Origin of the sequence: Streptococcus sp. VT 162, assembly GCA_000688775.2 — a bacterium.
Taxonomy (GTDB): Bacteria; Bacillota; Bacilli; order Lactobacillales; family Streptococcaceae; genus Streptococcus.
This window is the reverse complement of record CP007628.2, coordinates 1,066,162-1,081,866: the sequence shown is the minus strand read 5'-3', so window position 1 is coordinate 1,081,866 and position 15,705 is coordinate 1,066,162. Positions and strand designations below refer to the sequence as shown.

The 15,705-nt window shown below is 39.8% G+C and carries 16 protein-coding genes and 1 pseudogene; 14 read left to right on the top strand and 3 right to left on the bottom strand.

From position 1 onward, the window contains the following. The first annotated feature begins 1 nt into the window (after position 1). From V470_05335 to V470_05325, 3 genes are all read left to right on the top strand, one after another. A complete protein-coding gene (locus tag V470_05335) occupies positions 2–862 on the top strand; it encodes a methionine aminopeptidase (protein ID AHZ47848.1) in 861 nt (286 codons plus the stop codon). 125 nt (positions 863–987) lie between these two features. Beyond that, positions 988–1,695 (top strand): cytochrome C biogenesis protein, encoded by a 708-nt coding sequence (locus V470_05330; protein ID AHZ47847.1) that lies wholly within the window; start codon positions 988–990, stop codon positions 1,693–1,695. Between the two features lie 12 nt (positions 1,696–1,707). Further along, the gene (locus V470_05325; protein AHZ47846.1) at positions 1,708–2,253 is read left to right on the top strand and encodes a thioredoxin; all 546 of its coding nucleotides are present in this window, start codon (positions 1,708–1,710) and stop codon (positions 2,251–2,253) included. Positions 2,254–2,282: 29 nt separating this feature from the next. Here the strand turns inward: V470_05325 and V470_05320 are convergent, their stop codons facing one another. Then, the gene (locus V470_05320) at positions 2,283–3,524 is read right to left on the bottom strand and encodes a D-alanyl-D-alanine carboxypeptidase (protein ID AHZ47845.1); all 1,242 of its coding nucleotides are present in this window, start codon (positions 3,522–3,524) and stop codon (positions 2,283–2,285) included. Positions 3,525–3,628: 104 nt separating this feature from the next. Between V470_05320 and V470_05315 the strand changes: the two genes are divergently transcribed. The 5 genes from V470_05315 (at position 3,629) to V470_05295 (ending at position 8,455) form a co-directional block, all read left to right on the top strand. Continuing rightward, positions 3,629–4,738 (top strand): membrane protein, encoded by a 1,110-nt coding sequence (locus tag V470_05315; GenBank protein ID AHZ47844.1) that lies wholly within the window; start codon positions 3,629–3,631, stop codon positions 4,736–4,738. Positions 4,739–4,973: 235 nt separating this feature from the next. Beyond that, positions 4,974–6,170: an elongation factor Tu gene (gene tuf / locus V470_05310; protein AHZ47843.1), complete on the top strand. Its 1,197-nt coding sequence runs from the start codon at positions 4,974–4,976 to the stop codon at positions 6,168–6,170. Between the two features lie 143 nt (positions 6,171–6,313). Further along, a complete protein-coding gene (locus tag V470_05305) occupies positions 6,314–6,646 on the top strand; it encodes a DNA-binding protein (protein AHZ47842.2) in 333 nt (110 codons plus the stop codon). A gap of 2 nt (positions 6,647–6,648) precedes the next feature. Next, on the top strand, positions 6,649–6,864 hold the full coding sequence (locus V470_05300; protein ID AHZ47841.1) for a 2-oxoglutarate:acceptor oxidoreductase: 216 nt from the start codon (positions 6,649–6,651) through the stop codon (positions 6,862–6,864). 19 nt (positions 6,865–6,883) lie between these two features. Continuing rightward, positions 6,884–8,455: a signal recognition particle gene (locus V470_05295; GenBank protein ID AHZ47840.1), complete on the top strand. Its 1,572-nt coding sequence runs from the start codon at positions 6,884–6,886 to the stop codon at positions 8,453–8,455. A gap of 45 nt (positions 8,456–8,500) precedes the next feature. On the opposite strand, the pseudogene V470_05290 reads toward V470_05295, so the two are convergent. After that, positions 8,501–9,238: pseudogene (locus tag V470_05290) on the bottom strand (hypothetical protein). A gap of 76 nt (positions 9,239–9,314) precedes the next feature. Continuing rightward, a complete protein-coding gene (locus V470_05285; GenBank protein ID AHZ47838.1) occupies positions 9,315–10,877 on the bottom strand; it encodes a GMP synthase in 1,563 nt (520 codons plus the stop codon). 140 nt (positions 10,878–11,017) lie between these two features. Between V470_05285 and V470_05280 the strand changes: the two genes are divergently transcribed. The 6 genes from V470_05280 to V470_05250 all read left to right on the top strand — a co-directional run bounded on the left by V470_05280 (position 11,018) and on the right by V470_05250 (position 15,696). Then, positions 11,018–11,716 carry a GntR family transcriptional regulator gene (locus V470_05280; GenBank protein ID AHZ47837.1) on the top strand — a complete coding sequence of 233 codons (699 nt, stop codon included), beginning with the start codon at positions 11,018–11,020 and terminating at the stop codon, positions 11,714–11,716. Positions 11,717–11,853: 137 nt separating this feature from the next. After that, entirely contained in the window at positions 11,854–13,140 is a 1,287-nt protein-coding gene (locus V470_05275; protein ID AHZ47836.1) for a protease, read from the top strand. Positions 13,141–13,697: 557 nt separating this feature from the next. Beyond that, on the top strand, positions 13,698–13,898 hold the full coding sequence (locus V470_05265) for an ATP F0F1 synthase subunit C (GenBank protein ID AHZ47835.1): 201 nt from the start codon (positions 13,698–13,700) through the stop codon (positions 13,896–13,898). Positions 13,899–13,930: 32 nt separating this feature from the next. Continuing rightward, entirely contained in the window at positions 13,931–14,647 is a 717-nt protein-coding gene (locus tag V470_05260) for an ATP synthase F0F1 subunit A (protein ID AHZ47834.1), read from the top strand. 18 nt (positions 14,648–14,665) lie between these two features. Next, entirely contained in the window at positions 14,666–15,160 is a 495-nt protein-coding gene (locus V470_05255) for an ATP synthase F0F1 subunit B (GenBank protein AHZ47833.1), read from the top strand. Further along, complete coding sequence (locus V470_05250) at positions 15,160–15,696, top strand: ATP synthase F0F1 subunit delta (GenBank protein ID AHZ47832.1); 537 nt, start codon at positions 15,160–15,162, stop codon at positions 15,694–15,696. The genes V470_05255 and V470_05250 overlap by 1 nt, the downstream gene beginning before the upstream one ends. Positions 15,697–15,705 lie beyond the last annotated feature (9 nt).

Here is a 15,705-nt window from a genome sequence, read left to right as displayed (position 1 = left end):
AATGATAACTTTAAAATCAGCACGTGAAATCGAAGCCATGGACAAGGCTGGTGATTTCCTAGCAAGTATCCATATCGGCTTACGTGATTTGATTAAGCCGGGCGTAGATATGTGGGAAGTTGAAGAGTACGTTCGTCGACGTTGTAAAGAGGAGAATTTCCTTCCTTTACAGATTGGAGTAGATGGTGCAGTCATGGATTACCCCTATGCCACTTGTTGCTCTCTCAACGACGAAGTAGCTCATGCTTTTCCACGTCATTACATCTTGAAAGATGGCGATTTGCTCAAGGTTGACATGGTACTGGGTGGTCCGATTGCCAAATCCGACCTTAATGTATCTAAACTCAACTTCAACAATGTTGAGCAAATGAAAAAATACACCCAAAGTTATACTGGTGGTTTAGCAGACTCATGTTGGGCTTATGCGGTTGGTACACCGTCTGAAGAAGTGAAAAACCTGATGGACGTGACCAAGGAAGCTATGTATAAAGGAATTGAGCAAGCAGTTGTTGGCAATCGTATCGGTGATATCGGTGCAGCCATTCAAGAATACGCTGAAAGTCGCGGTTATGGTGTCGTTCGTGATTTGGTTGGTCATGGTGTTGGTCCAACAATGCATGAAGAGCCAATGGTTCCTAACTACGGTATTGCAGGCCGTGGACTCCGTCTCCGTGAAGGAATGGTACTAACCATTGAACCCATGATTAATACTGGTGACTGGGAAATTGATACAGATATGAAGACTGGCTGGGCTCATAAGACTATAGATGGCGGCCTGTCTTGCCAATATGAACACCAGTTCGTGATTACCAAAGACGGTCCAGTTATCTTGACTAGCCAAGGCGAAGAAGGAACGTATTAAAAAAAGGAGATTAGCTCCTTTTTTTGTGTCAACTTTAGTCAAAATAAATAAGCGTAGCAGACTTCTTACAAATTTATCCTTTTGTAGTAAAATAGGATTAGAATTTTGAGAAAGTAGGTAATTCGTTGGAGTCGATTATATTTCTAGTATCTGTTTTTTTAGCAGGTATCCTGTCCTTCTTTTCACCCTGCATCTTTCCTTTGCTACCTGTCTATGCTGGTATTTTACTGGATGATCAGGGAAATTCGAAAAGCTTTCGCTTTTTTGGAAGAGATGTTGCATGGTCGGGCTTAATTCGGACCTTGTGCTTTATTGCAGGAATCTCCCTCATTTTCTTTATTTTAGGATTTGGAGCTGGATTCCTAGGGTACATGCTCTATGCAGACTGGTTTCGTTATGCTATGGGAATAGTCATTATTCTTTTAGGACTTCACCAGATGGAAATCTTGCATTTCAATAAACTGGAGGTTCAAAAGACAGTCACCTTCAAACAATCCAAGTCTAGTCACTATCTGTCAGCCTTTTTACTTGGGATAACCTTTAGTTTTGGTTGGACCCCTTGTATCGGACCCGTTTTAAGCTCAGTCTTGGCCCTAGCAGCTTCAGGTGGCAATGGTGCTTGGCAAGGAGCCGTGTTAACATTAGTATACACATTGGGAATGGCCCTTCCTTTCATTGTTTTGGCCTTGGCTTCGGGCTGGATTATGCCCTATTTTAGTAAATTAAAACCCCATATGATCCTACTAAAAAAAATCGGGGGAGCTTTGATTATTTTGATGGGATTATTATTAATGCTAGGGCAGTTAAATGCCTTGTCAGGAATTCTTGGATAAAAGGAGAAGAAAATGAAAAAAGTTATTTTTGCTGGATTGAGCCTCATGTCTCTATTCTTGTTGATTGCTTGTGGTGAAAAAGAAACCAAACAGACAAGCAGTCCCAAACAGCCTGCTGTACAACAAATCGCAGTCGGTAAGGATGCTCCAGACTTCACCTTGCAGTCTATGGATGGCAAAGAAGTGAAGTTATCAGACTATAAAGGGAAAAAGGTTTATTTGAAATTCTGGGCTTCTTGGTGTGGACCATGCAAAAAAAGCATGCCTGAGTTGATGGAACTAGCTGCCAAACAAGATCGAGACTTTGAAATCTTGAGTGTCATTGCACCTGGTCTACAAGGTGAAAAAACAGTTCAAGACTTTCCAAAATGGTATCAAGAACAAGGATACAAGGATATTCCAGTTCTATATGATACGCAAGCAACTACCTTCCAAGCCTACCAAATTCGTAGTATTCCAACGGAATACTTGATTGACAGTCAGGGTAAAATCGGAAAAATCCAATTTGGTGCTATTAGCAACGCTGATGCAGAAGCGGCTTTTAAAGAAATGAAATAAAGAAAAAATCGCGATTGTTCGCGATTTTTTTATAGTTTTTCATTGATAAAGCGGATAAATTGATTCCACCAAACCTTCAAAAAGAAGGCTTTTTCAACTTTCTTTTCAGAAACCATTTCAAAAGATGGTTTGTCGGAAGTGAGATAGCCCTGCCCGACCAAATCCTGATCATCATAGGTCAGAGTACCAACAACCTTGCCTTCTTCCAATGGAGCCATTTCTGATGTTGATTTTGGTGTGAATTGGAGAGTTGGTGTAGTACCGCTTCCGATGCGTTGGACGATGGAAATGTCTGACTTAGCGACAGCTCTCACATTATCTTCTTTACCATCCAGAACTGTTACTTTACTATCATTGTATGCTTCACCTTTCTGAACAACAGTTTTTAAGGCAAAGTTTGCAGAAATATAATCTAAAAGTGCAGAAGTTGCAGTAAACCGTGCATAAGGGTTGGTATCTTGTTGATCTGCATTTAAAACAACTGTAATGATACGCATCCCTTTTTCGACAGTGGTTCCAACGAAAGAAGCTCCTGCCTTATCAGTTGTTCCTGTCTTTAAACCGTCAATTCCTCCTCGGTAGGCTGGCATTCCCTCCAACATAGAGTTAGTTGAGTGGATTTCAAGTCCTGCAAAGGTAGAAGTAGGCTTTTTGGTGATTTCCAAAACCTGCGGATAATCTCGGATGAGGTTACGAGCGACGATTGCAACATCGTAGGCACTCAACTTGTTTTCATCGTCTTTCTTTGAACCAGGATAGATATTATCGCCAAGGGTCTCATTATTTAAACCAGTTGTGTTTACAATAGTTGCATCTTGAATTCCCCATTCAAGAAGTTTAGCCCTCATCTTGTCTACAAAGTCTTTCTCAGAACCAGCAATCTTTTCTGCTAGTGCAATCGCAGCACTGTTCGCGCTGGATACCATTGTAGCCTCTAATAGTTGTTCAACAGTATAATTTCGAGCTTCCATAGGGACGTTACTCGCCTCAGAATTAGTTGTAAGTTTGTAAGGATAGTCCGAAATATCAACAGGTGTTGACAGGCTAATAGTTCCTTGTTCCAGAGCTTCATAGACCAAATAAACTGTAACCAGTTTCGTAATAGAAGCAATTTCTACAGGCTGATTCGCATCTTTCTCATAGAGGATTTTTCCAGTTGTAGCCTCGACAGCAATGGCATGTTTAGCAGCAACATCAAACTCCTGAGCAGAAACAGTAGAAGCTGTTCCAAAAACTAACAGTGTCATAAAAGATAAAATTATTTTTTTCATATTAGCTTTATTTTATCATAAAGAAAAAAAATATTCTCGCTTTTTTACTAAAGCCATCTTATCTTTTTCAGAAATGTGGTAAAATAGAGAGAAGGAGGATACCTATGTTCCGTAGAAACAAATTATTTTTTTGGACAGCTGAAATTTTATTATTAACACTGATTTTCTATCTTTGGAGAGAAATGGGAGCCATCATTACTCCCTTCGTGACAGTTGTGAATACCATCATGATTCCATTTTTGCTTGGTGGATTTTTTTACTACATTACAAATCCAGTCGTTACTTTCTTAGAAAAGAGATGTAAGATCAATCGTCTAATTGGTGTCTTGGTCACTCTTTGTGCCTTGATTGGTGCTATCGTTGTAGGGGTCGTTTATCTCTTGCCGATTTTGATTAATCAGTTGACCAGCTTGATTATTTCTAGTCAAAACATCTATAGTAGACTACAAGATTTGATCATCGATTTGTCCATGAATCCAGTCTTCCAAAATATTGATATTCAACAAACAATTCAACAACTTAATCTCTCCTATGTGGATATCCTCCAGAATATCCTGAATAGCGTCAGCAATAGTTTAGGAAGCGTTCTTTCAGCCTTGTTTAGTACAGTTCTAATCCTCATTATGACCCCTGTATTCTTGATTTATTTCTTGTTGGATGGTCATAAGTTGCTACCAATGTTGGAACGTACCATCTTAAAACATGACAAATTGAATCTTTCTAGCCTTTTAACCAATCTCAATACAACCATAGCGCGCTATATCAGTGGAATTGCGATTGATGCGGTTATTATTGGATGTTTAGCCTATATTGGCTATAGCGTTATCGGATTAAAGTACGCCCTAGTTTTTGCTATTTTTTCTGGAATCGCAAATTTGATTCCTTATGTTGGTCCAAGTATTGGCTTGATTCCAATGGTGATTGCCAATGTGTTCACAGATCCTCATCGTATGTTGATTGCGGTTGCTTATATGCTCATTATTCAGCAGATTGACGGAAATGTTCTCTATCCACGTATCGTTGGAGGGGTTATGAAAGTGCATCCGATTACGATTTTGGTGCTCCTTTTACTGTCAAGTAATATCTACGGTGTCATAGGGATGGTCGTAGCAGTACCTACTTACTCTATTTTTAAAGAAATTACTAAGTTCCTAGCGAAATTATATGAAAACCATAAAGAAGCTAAGGAACTGGAAAAAACAGAATCAAATTAAAATCAGGGAGACCTGATTTTTTTGATGAAAAGACTATCGCCAAACGAAAAGAAGTTTGAATTCATATTGCCATAAAGAAGCAGAAGAACAGGATTTGATAAGATTTAGATTAATTCACAAAATATGTGTAAAACACTTGCAATTTAGCAGAAATTTGATAAAATAGTAAGGAAAGTTAGACTGTATTGCCTACTGTCTATCTATAAAATATATTTTATTGGAGGCTTTTACTCAAATGGCAAAAGAAAAATACGATCGTAGTAAACCACACGTTAACATTGGTACTATCGGACACGTTGACCACGGTAAAACTACTTTGACTGCAGCTATCACAACTGTATTGGCACGTCGCTTGCCTTCAGCAGTTAACCAACCTAAAGACTATGCGTCTATCGATGCTGCTCCAGAAGAACGCGAACGCGGTATCACTATCAACACTGCGCACGTTGAGTACGAAACTGAAAAACGTCACTACGCTCACATCGACGCTCCAGGACACGCGGACTACGTTAAAAACATGATCACTGGTGCCGCTCAAATGGACGGAGCTATCCTTGTAGTAGCTTCAACTGACGGACCAATGCCACAAACTCGTGAGCACATCCTTCTTTCACGTCAGGTTGGTGTTAAACACCTTATCGTCTTCATGAACAAAATTGACTTGGTAGACGACGAAGAATTGCTTGAATTGGTTGAAATGGAAATCCGTGACCTCTTGTCAGAATACGACTTCCCAGGTGACGATCTTCCAGTTATCCAAGGTTCAGCTCTTAAAGCTCTTGAAGGTGACTCTAAATACGAAGACATCATCATGGAATTGATGAACACTGTTGATGAGTACATCCCAGAACCAGAACGTGATACTGAAAAACCATTGCTTCTTCCAGTCGAAGACGTATTCTCAATCACTGGACGTGGTACAGTTGCTTCAGGACGTATCGACCGTGGTACTGTTCGTGTCAACGACGAAATCGAAATCGTTGGTATCAAAGAAGAAACTCAAAAAGCAGTTGTTACTGGTGTTGAAATGTTCCGTAAACAACTTGACGAAGGTCTTGCTGGAGATAACGTAGGTGTCCTTCTTCGTGGTGTTCAACGTGACGAAATCGAACGTGGACAAGTTATCGCTAAACCAGGTTCAATCAACCCACACACTAAATTCAAAGGTGAAGTCTACATCCTTACTAAAGAAGAAGGTGGACGTCACACTCCATTCTTCAACAACTACCGTCCACAATTCTACTTCCGTACTACTGACGTTACAGGTTCAATCGAACTTCCTGCAGGTACTGAAATGGTAATGCCTGGTGATAACGTGACTATCGACGTTGAGTTGATCCACCCAATCGCCGTAGAACAAGGTACTACATTCTCTATCCGTGAGGGTGGACGTACTGTTGGTTCAGGTATGGTTACAGAAATCGAAGCTTAATTCGATTAAGTTCCCAGAAGAACAATTATTTAAGTCAGACACTAAAGGAATCTTGCTTTGCAAGGTTCTTTTTTCTTCTTCTTACTCTATTTGAAGTGCTTCTACTCTAGCAGTATAATCGTTTTTTTGGTATAATAAAAGTTATGGAAATCGAAAAAACCAATCGTATGAACGCCCTTTTTGAATTTTATGCGGCGCTTTTGACAGACAAGCAGATGAACTATATTGAACTCTATTATGCTGATGATTACAGTCTTGCTGAGATTGCTGAAGAGTTCGGTGTCAGTCGTCAGGCTGTCTACGACAATATCAAGCGGACGGAAAAGATTCTAGAAGATTATGAGATGAAATTGCACATGTATTCGGACTACATTGTCCGCAGTCAGATTTTTGACCAGATCTTAGAGCGTTATCCCAAGGATGACTTTCTGCAGGAGCAGATAGAAATTTTAACAAGTATTGATAATAGAGAATAAGTATGGGGAGTATAGTCATCTACAAAGGTATACCCTGTAAACTATTAGCTGCTGAGACTCCTTTTCCCACAAGGCTACAAATCCTCTCGTCTGACTCTATATCTCGAGCTCTTCAAGAGGGATTTAGCTGTTGGGGATATCCAAATGAGATAATGAAAGAAGTCACTCCAGAAGAACTTGTTTGTTTACAAGATTTTGGACGTTTTCCACCGAATTAATGAAACATAGGAGAAAAAAATGGCATTTGAAAGTTTAACAGAACGTTTACAGAACGTCTTTAAAAATCTACGTAAAAAAGGAAAAATTTCTGAAGCTGATGTCCAGGAAGCGACCAAAGAGATTCGTTTGGCCTTGCTGGAAGCCGACGTTGCCTTGCCTGTTGTAAAGGACTTTATCAAGAAGGTTCGTGAACGTGCAGTCGGGCACGAGGTCATTGATACCCTCAATCCAGCCCAACAGATTATCAAAATCGTTGATGAGGAATTGACAGCTGTTTTAGGTTCTGATACGGCAGAGATTATCAAGTCACCTAAAATTCCAACCATTATCATGATGGTTGGTTTGCAGGGGGCTGGTAAAACAACATTTGCTGGTAAGCTGGCTAATAAACTCAAGAAGGAAGAAAATGCTCGTCCTTTGATGATTGCGGCAGATATTTATCGTCCAGCAGCCATCGATCAGCTGAAAACACTTGGACAACAAATCGATGTTCCTGTCTTTGCACTTGGAACAGAAGTGCCTGCTGTTGAAATTGTTCGCCAAGGTTTGGAGCAAGCGCAAGCCAATCACAACGACTATGTCTTGATTGATACGGCAGGGCGTTTGCAGATTGATGAGCTTTTGATGAATGAGCTTCGTGATGTTAAAGCACTGGCTCAGCCAAATGAAATCCTGCTCGTCATTGATGCCATGATTGGTCAGGAAGCGGCCAATGTTGCTCGTGAATTTAATGCTCAGTTAGAAGTGACTGGGGTTATTCTTACCAAGATTGATGGGGATACTCGTGGTGGTGCAGCTTTGTCTGTTCGTCACATCACTGGAAAACCTATCAAGTTCACTGGTACGGGTGAAAAGATAACAGATATCGAAACCTTCCACCCAGATCGTATGTCAAGCCGTATCCTTGGTATGGGGGATATGCTGACCTTGATCGAGAAAGCCTCTCAAGAATACGATGAGCAAAAAGCCCTTGAAATGGCTGAGAAGATGCGCGAAAACACCTTTGATTTCAATGATTTCATCGATCAATTGGATCAGGTGCAAAATATGGGGCCAATGGAAGACTTGCTCAAGATGATTCCAGGTATGGCTAACAATCCAGCCCTTCAAAATATGAAGGTGGATGAGCGCCAGATTGCGCGCAAACGTGCCATTGTGTCTTCCATGACTCCTGAGGAGCGCGAAAATCCTGATTTGTTAAATCCTAGTCGTCGCCGTCGTATCGCTGCCGGTTCTGGAAATACCTTTGTCGAAGTCAATAAATTTATCAAAGACTTTAACCAGGCCAAACAGCTCATGCAAGGTGTCATGTCTGGGGATATGAACAAAATGATGAAGCAAATGGGAATCAATCCCAATAACCTTCCTAAAAATATGCCAAATATGGGAGGAATGGATATGTCTGCCCTTGAAGGCATGATGGGACAAGGCGGCATGCCAGATATGTCAGGTCTTGGAGGAGCTGGAATGCCAGTTATGAGCCAGATGTTTGGTGGTGGACTAAAAGGTAAAATAGGCGAATTTGCCATGAAACAGTCTATGAAACGCATGGCCAACAAAATGAAAAAAGCGAAGAAAAAACGCAAATAAAAAAGAGTATGAGACATTAGTCTCATACTCTTTTTTATCGATAATTCATCTTAACCAGATTATAACACTTTCTTTATCTGATGGAGTAGACTCAAAACGTAATATTTCTCTTTGGTTTTCAATATACGCACATTTAAGAGTTTTTTTACTGTTATTATTTATTTTATAATAATCAAAGCCTTTTCTACAAAAGCCATATAAAATTCCCTTTGATAAGTTCACGTTTATAATTACTGAATATTCTTCTGAATAGCGAATCCAATTTTCTCCATTTTTTGGAAAAAAAATTTGAATTTTATCAACTCCATTTTTATCATCAAACAATTTAAAATAGTTATAATATAGTTTTTCACGATTATTAATGATATTTGAGAGCTCTTGGATGTCGTAACTATCATTTTCTAATGGAATATTCTTTGAATTATAACAATTATCAACTATTGTAAGACCAACAGGAATTGCAAAATCTTTTTCCTTATTAAACTGGCTTAATTCCATTGCCAAAGTTAAGATAAAGTCTTTATGAATGTCTTGAACAGTTCCATCGAAAAGTCGTTTTCTGAGATTCAAAAAAGGTAGTCTAGTAAATATGACTTCTGCAATTTCTTTATCAAAACCCTCAGTAGCAGAAATAACATTGTTAATAACTTTATTCCAGGTGCTATCTTGACTCTGTTTTTCAATGAACTTTTCAAGTTTAGAATAAAGATCATTGCTAAGCTTTCCAATTGGAGATTTTAAAAATTGTGTGATTAATTCATTTACCATTATATTCTTTTGTTTAGTATTACAATATTTCTAAATATTTTATCAAAGCCTTAGAAATATTGATTTTTAGGCTTTTTTTAACTAATTAACTCTACTCCCACTCAACAGTTGCAGGTGGTTTACTTGTAATGTCGTAGACGATACGGTTAACGTGGTCTACTTCGTTTACGATACGTACAGAAATCTTTTGAAGAACTTCCCATGGAATTTTGGCAAAGTCAGCTGTCATACCATCGATAGAAGTAATGGCACGAATGGCGATGGTGTAGTCATAAGTACGACCGTCACCCATAACACCGACTGAACGAACGCCTGTGTTGACAGTAAAGTATTGCCAGATATCGCGGTCCAGACCAGCTTTAGCGATTTCTTCACGTAGGATAGCATCAGACTCACGAACAGTTTCTAGTTTTTCTTCAGTGATTTCACCCATGACACGGATAGCGAGTCCTGGTCCTGGGAATGGTTGACGCCATACGATGTGGTCTGGCATACCAAGCTCTGTACCGAGGGCACGGACTTCGTCTTTATAAAGAGTGTTCAATGGTTCAATCAGTTCAAACTGCATGTCTTCTGGAAGACCACCCACGTTGTGGTGTGATTTGATGGTTTGAGCAGTATCAGTTCCAGACTCAATCACGTCAGTGTATAGTGTTCCTTGAGCAAGGAATTTTACATCTTTTAGCTTACTTGCTTCGTCATCGAAGACATAAACAAACTCGTTACCGATAATCTTCCGTTTTTGTTCAGGATCAGAAACACCTGCAAGTTTATCAAGGAAGCGTTTTGCAGCATCTGCTTTGACGATATTCAAACCAAACTTACCACCAAGCATGTCCATAACCTGGTCAGCCTCTCCCTTACGGAGAAGACCGTGGTCTACAAAAATACAGATCAATTGATCGCCGATTGCTTTCTGGAGAAGAACGCCAACGACAGAAGAGTCAACACCACCTGATAGACCGAGAAGAACACGCTTGTCACCTACAGTTTCACGGATTTTTTTGATCTGCATATCGATGAAGTTGTCCATTGACCAGTCGCCTTTAGCCTTACAGATGTTAAGGGCAAAGTTGCGAAGGATATCATTTCCGTATACAGAATGGCGAACTTCTGGGTGGAATTGGATACCATAGATGTGCTTTTCTGGGTTTTCAATAGCTGCATAAGGACAGTCAGCAGAAGTTCCAGTACGAACAAAATCAGCTGGAATCTCTGTAACAGCATCGCCATGGCTCATCAAAACAATCTGTTCTTCAGGAGTTCCTTCAAAGAGGGCAGAAGTGGTATGGGTAAGTGGTGATTGGCCATACTCACGGTTACCAGCATCACCTGCAGGGACAACTTTTCCTCCAAGTTTATGAGTTAAAAGTTGCATACCATAGCAGATTCCCAAAATTGGAATGCCAAGTTCAAAAATTTCTGGGTCAATATCAAATGAACCATCTTCGTATACAGAGTTTGGTCCACCAGAGAGGATGATCCCTACAGGGTTAATCGCACGAACCTCTGTGGCTGAGATTTTGTGACTTTTTAGCTCTGAAAAAACACCAATTTCACGAATACGGCGTGAAATCAGCTGGTTGTATTGGCTACCATAGTCCAGCACGATGATTTTTTCGACATCTTGCAAGTCAGTTGAAATGTTGCTCATCTTTTTCCTTTCTCAAAAGAAATATCTTTTTCAATATTCTATCACAAATAGGGGCGAATTACCAACTAAACAAGGCAAAGTTTGACTTTTTCTTAGCAAATACGGTACAATGGAGAAAATAAAGAAAAGAAGTGAGAATCATGTTACCAGCTTATATGAAAATCCACGATCAGATTAAGAAGGATATAGATGAGCATCATTGGAAAATCGGAGAGAGACTTCCAAGTGAGCGAGATTTAGCGGAACAGTTTCAAGTTAGCCGGATGACATTACGTCAGGCTATCTCTCTCTTGGTTGAGGAAGGAGTTTTGGAGCGTCGTGTAGGAAGTGGAACCTTTGTCTCTAGTACTCGTGTCCAAGAAAAAATGCGGGGAACGACTAGTTTTACGGAGATTGTCAAATCTCAGGGGAAAGTACCTTCCAGCCAACTCATTTCTTACAGAAGAACCATTCCAAATGAGCAAGAGGTCGCTAAGCTAGGGATTACTCCGACAGAGAATATTATCCGTATGGAACGGGTGCGTTACGCTGACCAAGTTCCGCTAGTCTATGAAGTCGCATCCATTCCTGAGAAATTTATCAAGGATTTCAAAAAAGAAGAAATCACCAGTCATTTCTTCCAAACCTTGCAGCAACATGGCTACCGGATTGGCAAATCCCAACAGACTATTTATGCGAGATTGGCTAAGGAAAAGATTGCTCACTATCTAGAAGTCGAAAAGGGGCATGCCATTTTAGCCTTGACTCAGGTCTCTTATCTTGAAGATGGGACGGCTTTCGAGTATGTTAAGAGTCAATACGTGGGCGAACGCTTTGAATTTTATCTTGAAAATAACTAGTCTAGAAAGGCTAGTTTTTTGTTTTCTTAAAAGATTAGAATTGTCAAAACAATCTGTCTAGGCTTGATTTTATCCATTATTTACTATAAAATGAGAAGGAAAAACGTCAAACTTTTATATTGCAAATAGGAGAAAAAATGACAAAAACATTAAAACGTCCTGAGGTTTTATCACCTGCAGGGACTTTAGAGAAGCTGAAAGTAGCTGTTCAATATGGTGCGGACGCAGTCTTCATCGGTGGGCAGGCCTATGGTCTTCGTAGCCGTGCAGGAAACTTCACCTTTGAACAGATGGAAGAAGGAGTCCAGTTTGCTGCAAAGTACGGTGCCAAGGTATATGTGGCTGCTAACATGGTTATGCACGAAGGAAACGAAGCTGGTGCTGGAGAATGGTTCCGTAAGTTGCGTGATATCGGGATTGCCGCAGTTATCGTGTCGGATCCAGCCTTGATTATGATTGCAGCAACAGAAGCACCAGGTCTAGAAATCCACCTTTCAACTCAAGCCAGTGCGACCAACTATGAAACTCTTGAGTTCTGGAAAGAACTTGGTCTAACTCGCGTGGTTTTGGCCCGTGAAGTTTCAATGGAGGAATTGGCAGAGATTCGCAAACGTACAGATGTTGAGATTGAGGCCTTTGTCCATGGAGCCATGTGTATTTCCTACTCAGGTCGCTGTACGCTCTCAAACCACATGAGTATGCGTGATGCCAACCGTGGTGGTTGTTCACAGTCTTGCCGTTGGAAATACGATCTTTACGACATGCCTTTTGGTCAAGAACGTAAGAGTCTTAAAGGTGAAATTCCAGAAGAATTTTCGATGTCAGCCGTTGACATGTCCATGATTGACCATATTCCAGATATGATTGAAAACGGTGTAGACAGTCTTAAGATTGAAGGCCGCATGAAATCTATCCACTATGTTTCAACAGTGACTAACTGTTACAAGGCGGCTGTAGATGCTTATCTTGAAAGTCCTGAGAAATTTGAAGCCATCAAACAGGACTTGGTAGACGAGATGTGGAAGGTTGCTCAGCGTGAACTGGCAACAGGTTTCTACTATGGTACACCTACAGAAAACGAACAGTTATTTGGCGCTCGTCGTAAAATTCCTGAATACAAGTTTGTCGCTGAAGTGGTTGCGTACGATGATGCGACTCAAACGGCAACCATTCGTCAACGGAATGTCATCAACGAAGGCGATCAAGTCGAGTTTTATGGACCAGGTTTCCGTCATTTTGAGACTTATATCGAAGACCTTCATGATGCCAAGGGTAATAAAATTGACCGTGCTCCAAATCCAATGGAACTCTTGACAATTAAAGTCCCACAACCTGTTCAAGCTGGGGACATGGTTCGCGCTCTCAAGGAAGGTCTTATCAATCTCTATAAAGAAGATGGAACCAGCGTCACAGTTCGTGCCTAGAGAAGGAAAAGTGAATGAATCAAGCACAAGGTTTGTTAGTTGATGATGAAGGCAGATGTGTTCATTATCATGGCGAAAAGGACATCGTTTCTCTTCAGTGCTATGAGTGTAAAAAATATTATGCTTGCTATCAGTGCCACAATGCTATAGAAACGCATGTTTTTTCGCCCTATCCTTTGGCGCTTTCTGAGGATCGACCGATTTTATGTGGGGCTTGTATGAGGACAATAACATTTCAAGAATATCAAAAGCAGATAGCCTGCCCTTATTGCAAATCTCCATTTAATCCAGGGTGTAAACAACACTATTCCCACTATTTCAAATAAAATGAATCTATCCAAGTTCTAAACTTGGATTTTTCAATTTATTTCGGAAAATATAGAGAAAGTGGAAACACATTTCATCATAAAATGAGAAACTTATCTATACAGTGGTATAAAAATAGCAAAAATAAAAATAAATCATCTGAAACGCTTCCAACGTAAGTAAAAAGTTGACAAAAACAAATTTTAGGACTAAACTAAGTAAGTAAATTTTAAATAAAAGGAGAATTCATCATGAATTTAACATTTTTCGGTCTATGTCTTGCCTGTATGGGTGTATCCCTTGCAGAAGGATTTTTGATGAACGGTTTGTTCAAGTCTGCAGCACGCCAACCAGATATCATCCCACAATTGCGTAGTTTGATGATCATGGGGATTGCCTTTATCGAAGGAACATTCTTTGTAACCTTGGCGATGTCATTTGTCATTAAATAGACAACTCTATTTAGAAATGGAGGTGTCAAACCATGGAAGAAAGTTTGAATCCAACCGTTAATATTGGACCAATATCCTTTGATTTGACCCTGCTTGCCATGTCTCTTGTAACTGTTTTGATGGTTTTTGCCTTTGTCTACTGGGCAAGTCGTAAAATGACCATCCGTCCAAAGGGCAAACAAAATGCTCTTGAGATGATTTACGACTTTGTGATTGGTTTTACCAAACCAAACATTGGAGAATCATACATCAAGGATTATTCCTTATTTCTGTTTTCTCTATTTCTGTTTATCTTGGTTGCCAATAATATCGGCTTAATGGCAAAAGTACAAACAACAAACGGTTATAACTTGTGGACTTCTCCAACAGCCAACCTTGGATACGATTTATCCCTATCATTCTTGATCACTTTGATCGCCCATGTAGAAGGAGTTCGTCGTAGAGGCGTTAAAGAATATTTGAGAGCATTTGTTACACCTGGCTTTATGACTCCGATGAACATTTTAGAAGAGTTCACCAATTTTGCTTCCTTGGCGATTCGGATCTACGGAAATATTTTTGCCGGTGAGGTCTTAGCTGGATTGCTATTAGCCTTGTCACAAAATGCTTTGTATTGGTATCCTTTTGCCTTTATCGCAAACATGTTATGGACAGCCTTTTCAATTTTCATTTCATGTATTCAGGCTTATGTATTTACCATGTTGTCATCTATGTACATTGGTAAAAAAATAAATGAAGGGGAAGAGTAAGTAGAGGAGGATTAGAAGATGGATTTAACTATTAGTACCATTATCGGTGACTTTATTCTTATCGCTGGTTCCTTCCTTTTATTAATCTTTTTAGTGAAAAAATATGCTTGGGGAAATATTTCCAGCATCTTGGATGAACGTGCTGAAAAGATTTCTTCAGATATTGATGGTGCCGAGGAAGCCCGTAAAAAGGCTGAGGAACTAGCTAACCAACGTGAAGCTGAGTTAGCAGGTAGCCGTACCGAAGCTAAAACGATTATCGAGAATGCAAAGGGAACTGCTGAGAAAAGTAAAGCCGATATTTTAGCCGAAGCTAAACTTGAAGCAGGGCGCTTAAAAGAAAAAGCCAACCAAGAAATTGCGCAAAATAAAGCTGAAGCTTTACAAAGTGTTAAGGGCGAGGTGGCAGATTTGACAGTTAGTCTAGCTGGGAAAATCATCTCACAAAACCTTGACAGTCATGCCCATAAGGAACTCATTGATCAGTATATCGATCAGCTAGGAGAAGCCTAATGGACAAGAAAACAGCAAAGGTCATTGAAAAGTACAGCATGCCTTTTGTCCAATTAGTGATTGAAAAAGGAGAAGAGGACCGGATTTTTTCAGACTTGGATCAAATCAAGCAAGTCGCAGAAGAAACGGGTTTACCTTCTTTTTTAGCTCAGGTGGCAGTCGATGAGTCAGATAAGGAAAAAACAGTTCGTTTCTTTCAAGACTCTGTGTCACCTTTAATGCAAAACTTTATTCAAGTTCTGGTTTACAATCACAGAGCAAATCTTTTTTATGAAGTAATTGCAGATTGTTTGAATCGCCTTGAAAAAGAGACCAATCGTTTTGTAGTCACGATTTCTTCAGCTCATCCTTTAACAGATGAACAGAAGGAACGTCTGCTCCCATTGATAGAGAAAAAAATGTCTCTGAAAGTGCGGAGCGTCAAAGAACAAATTGATGAAGGACTCATTGGTGGTTTTGTCATTTTTGCTAATCACAAGACAATTGATGTGAGTATTAAACAACAACTTCGAGTTGTTAAAGAAAATTTGAAATAGAAAGTGGTG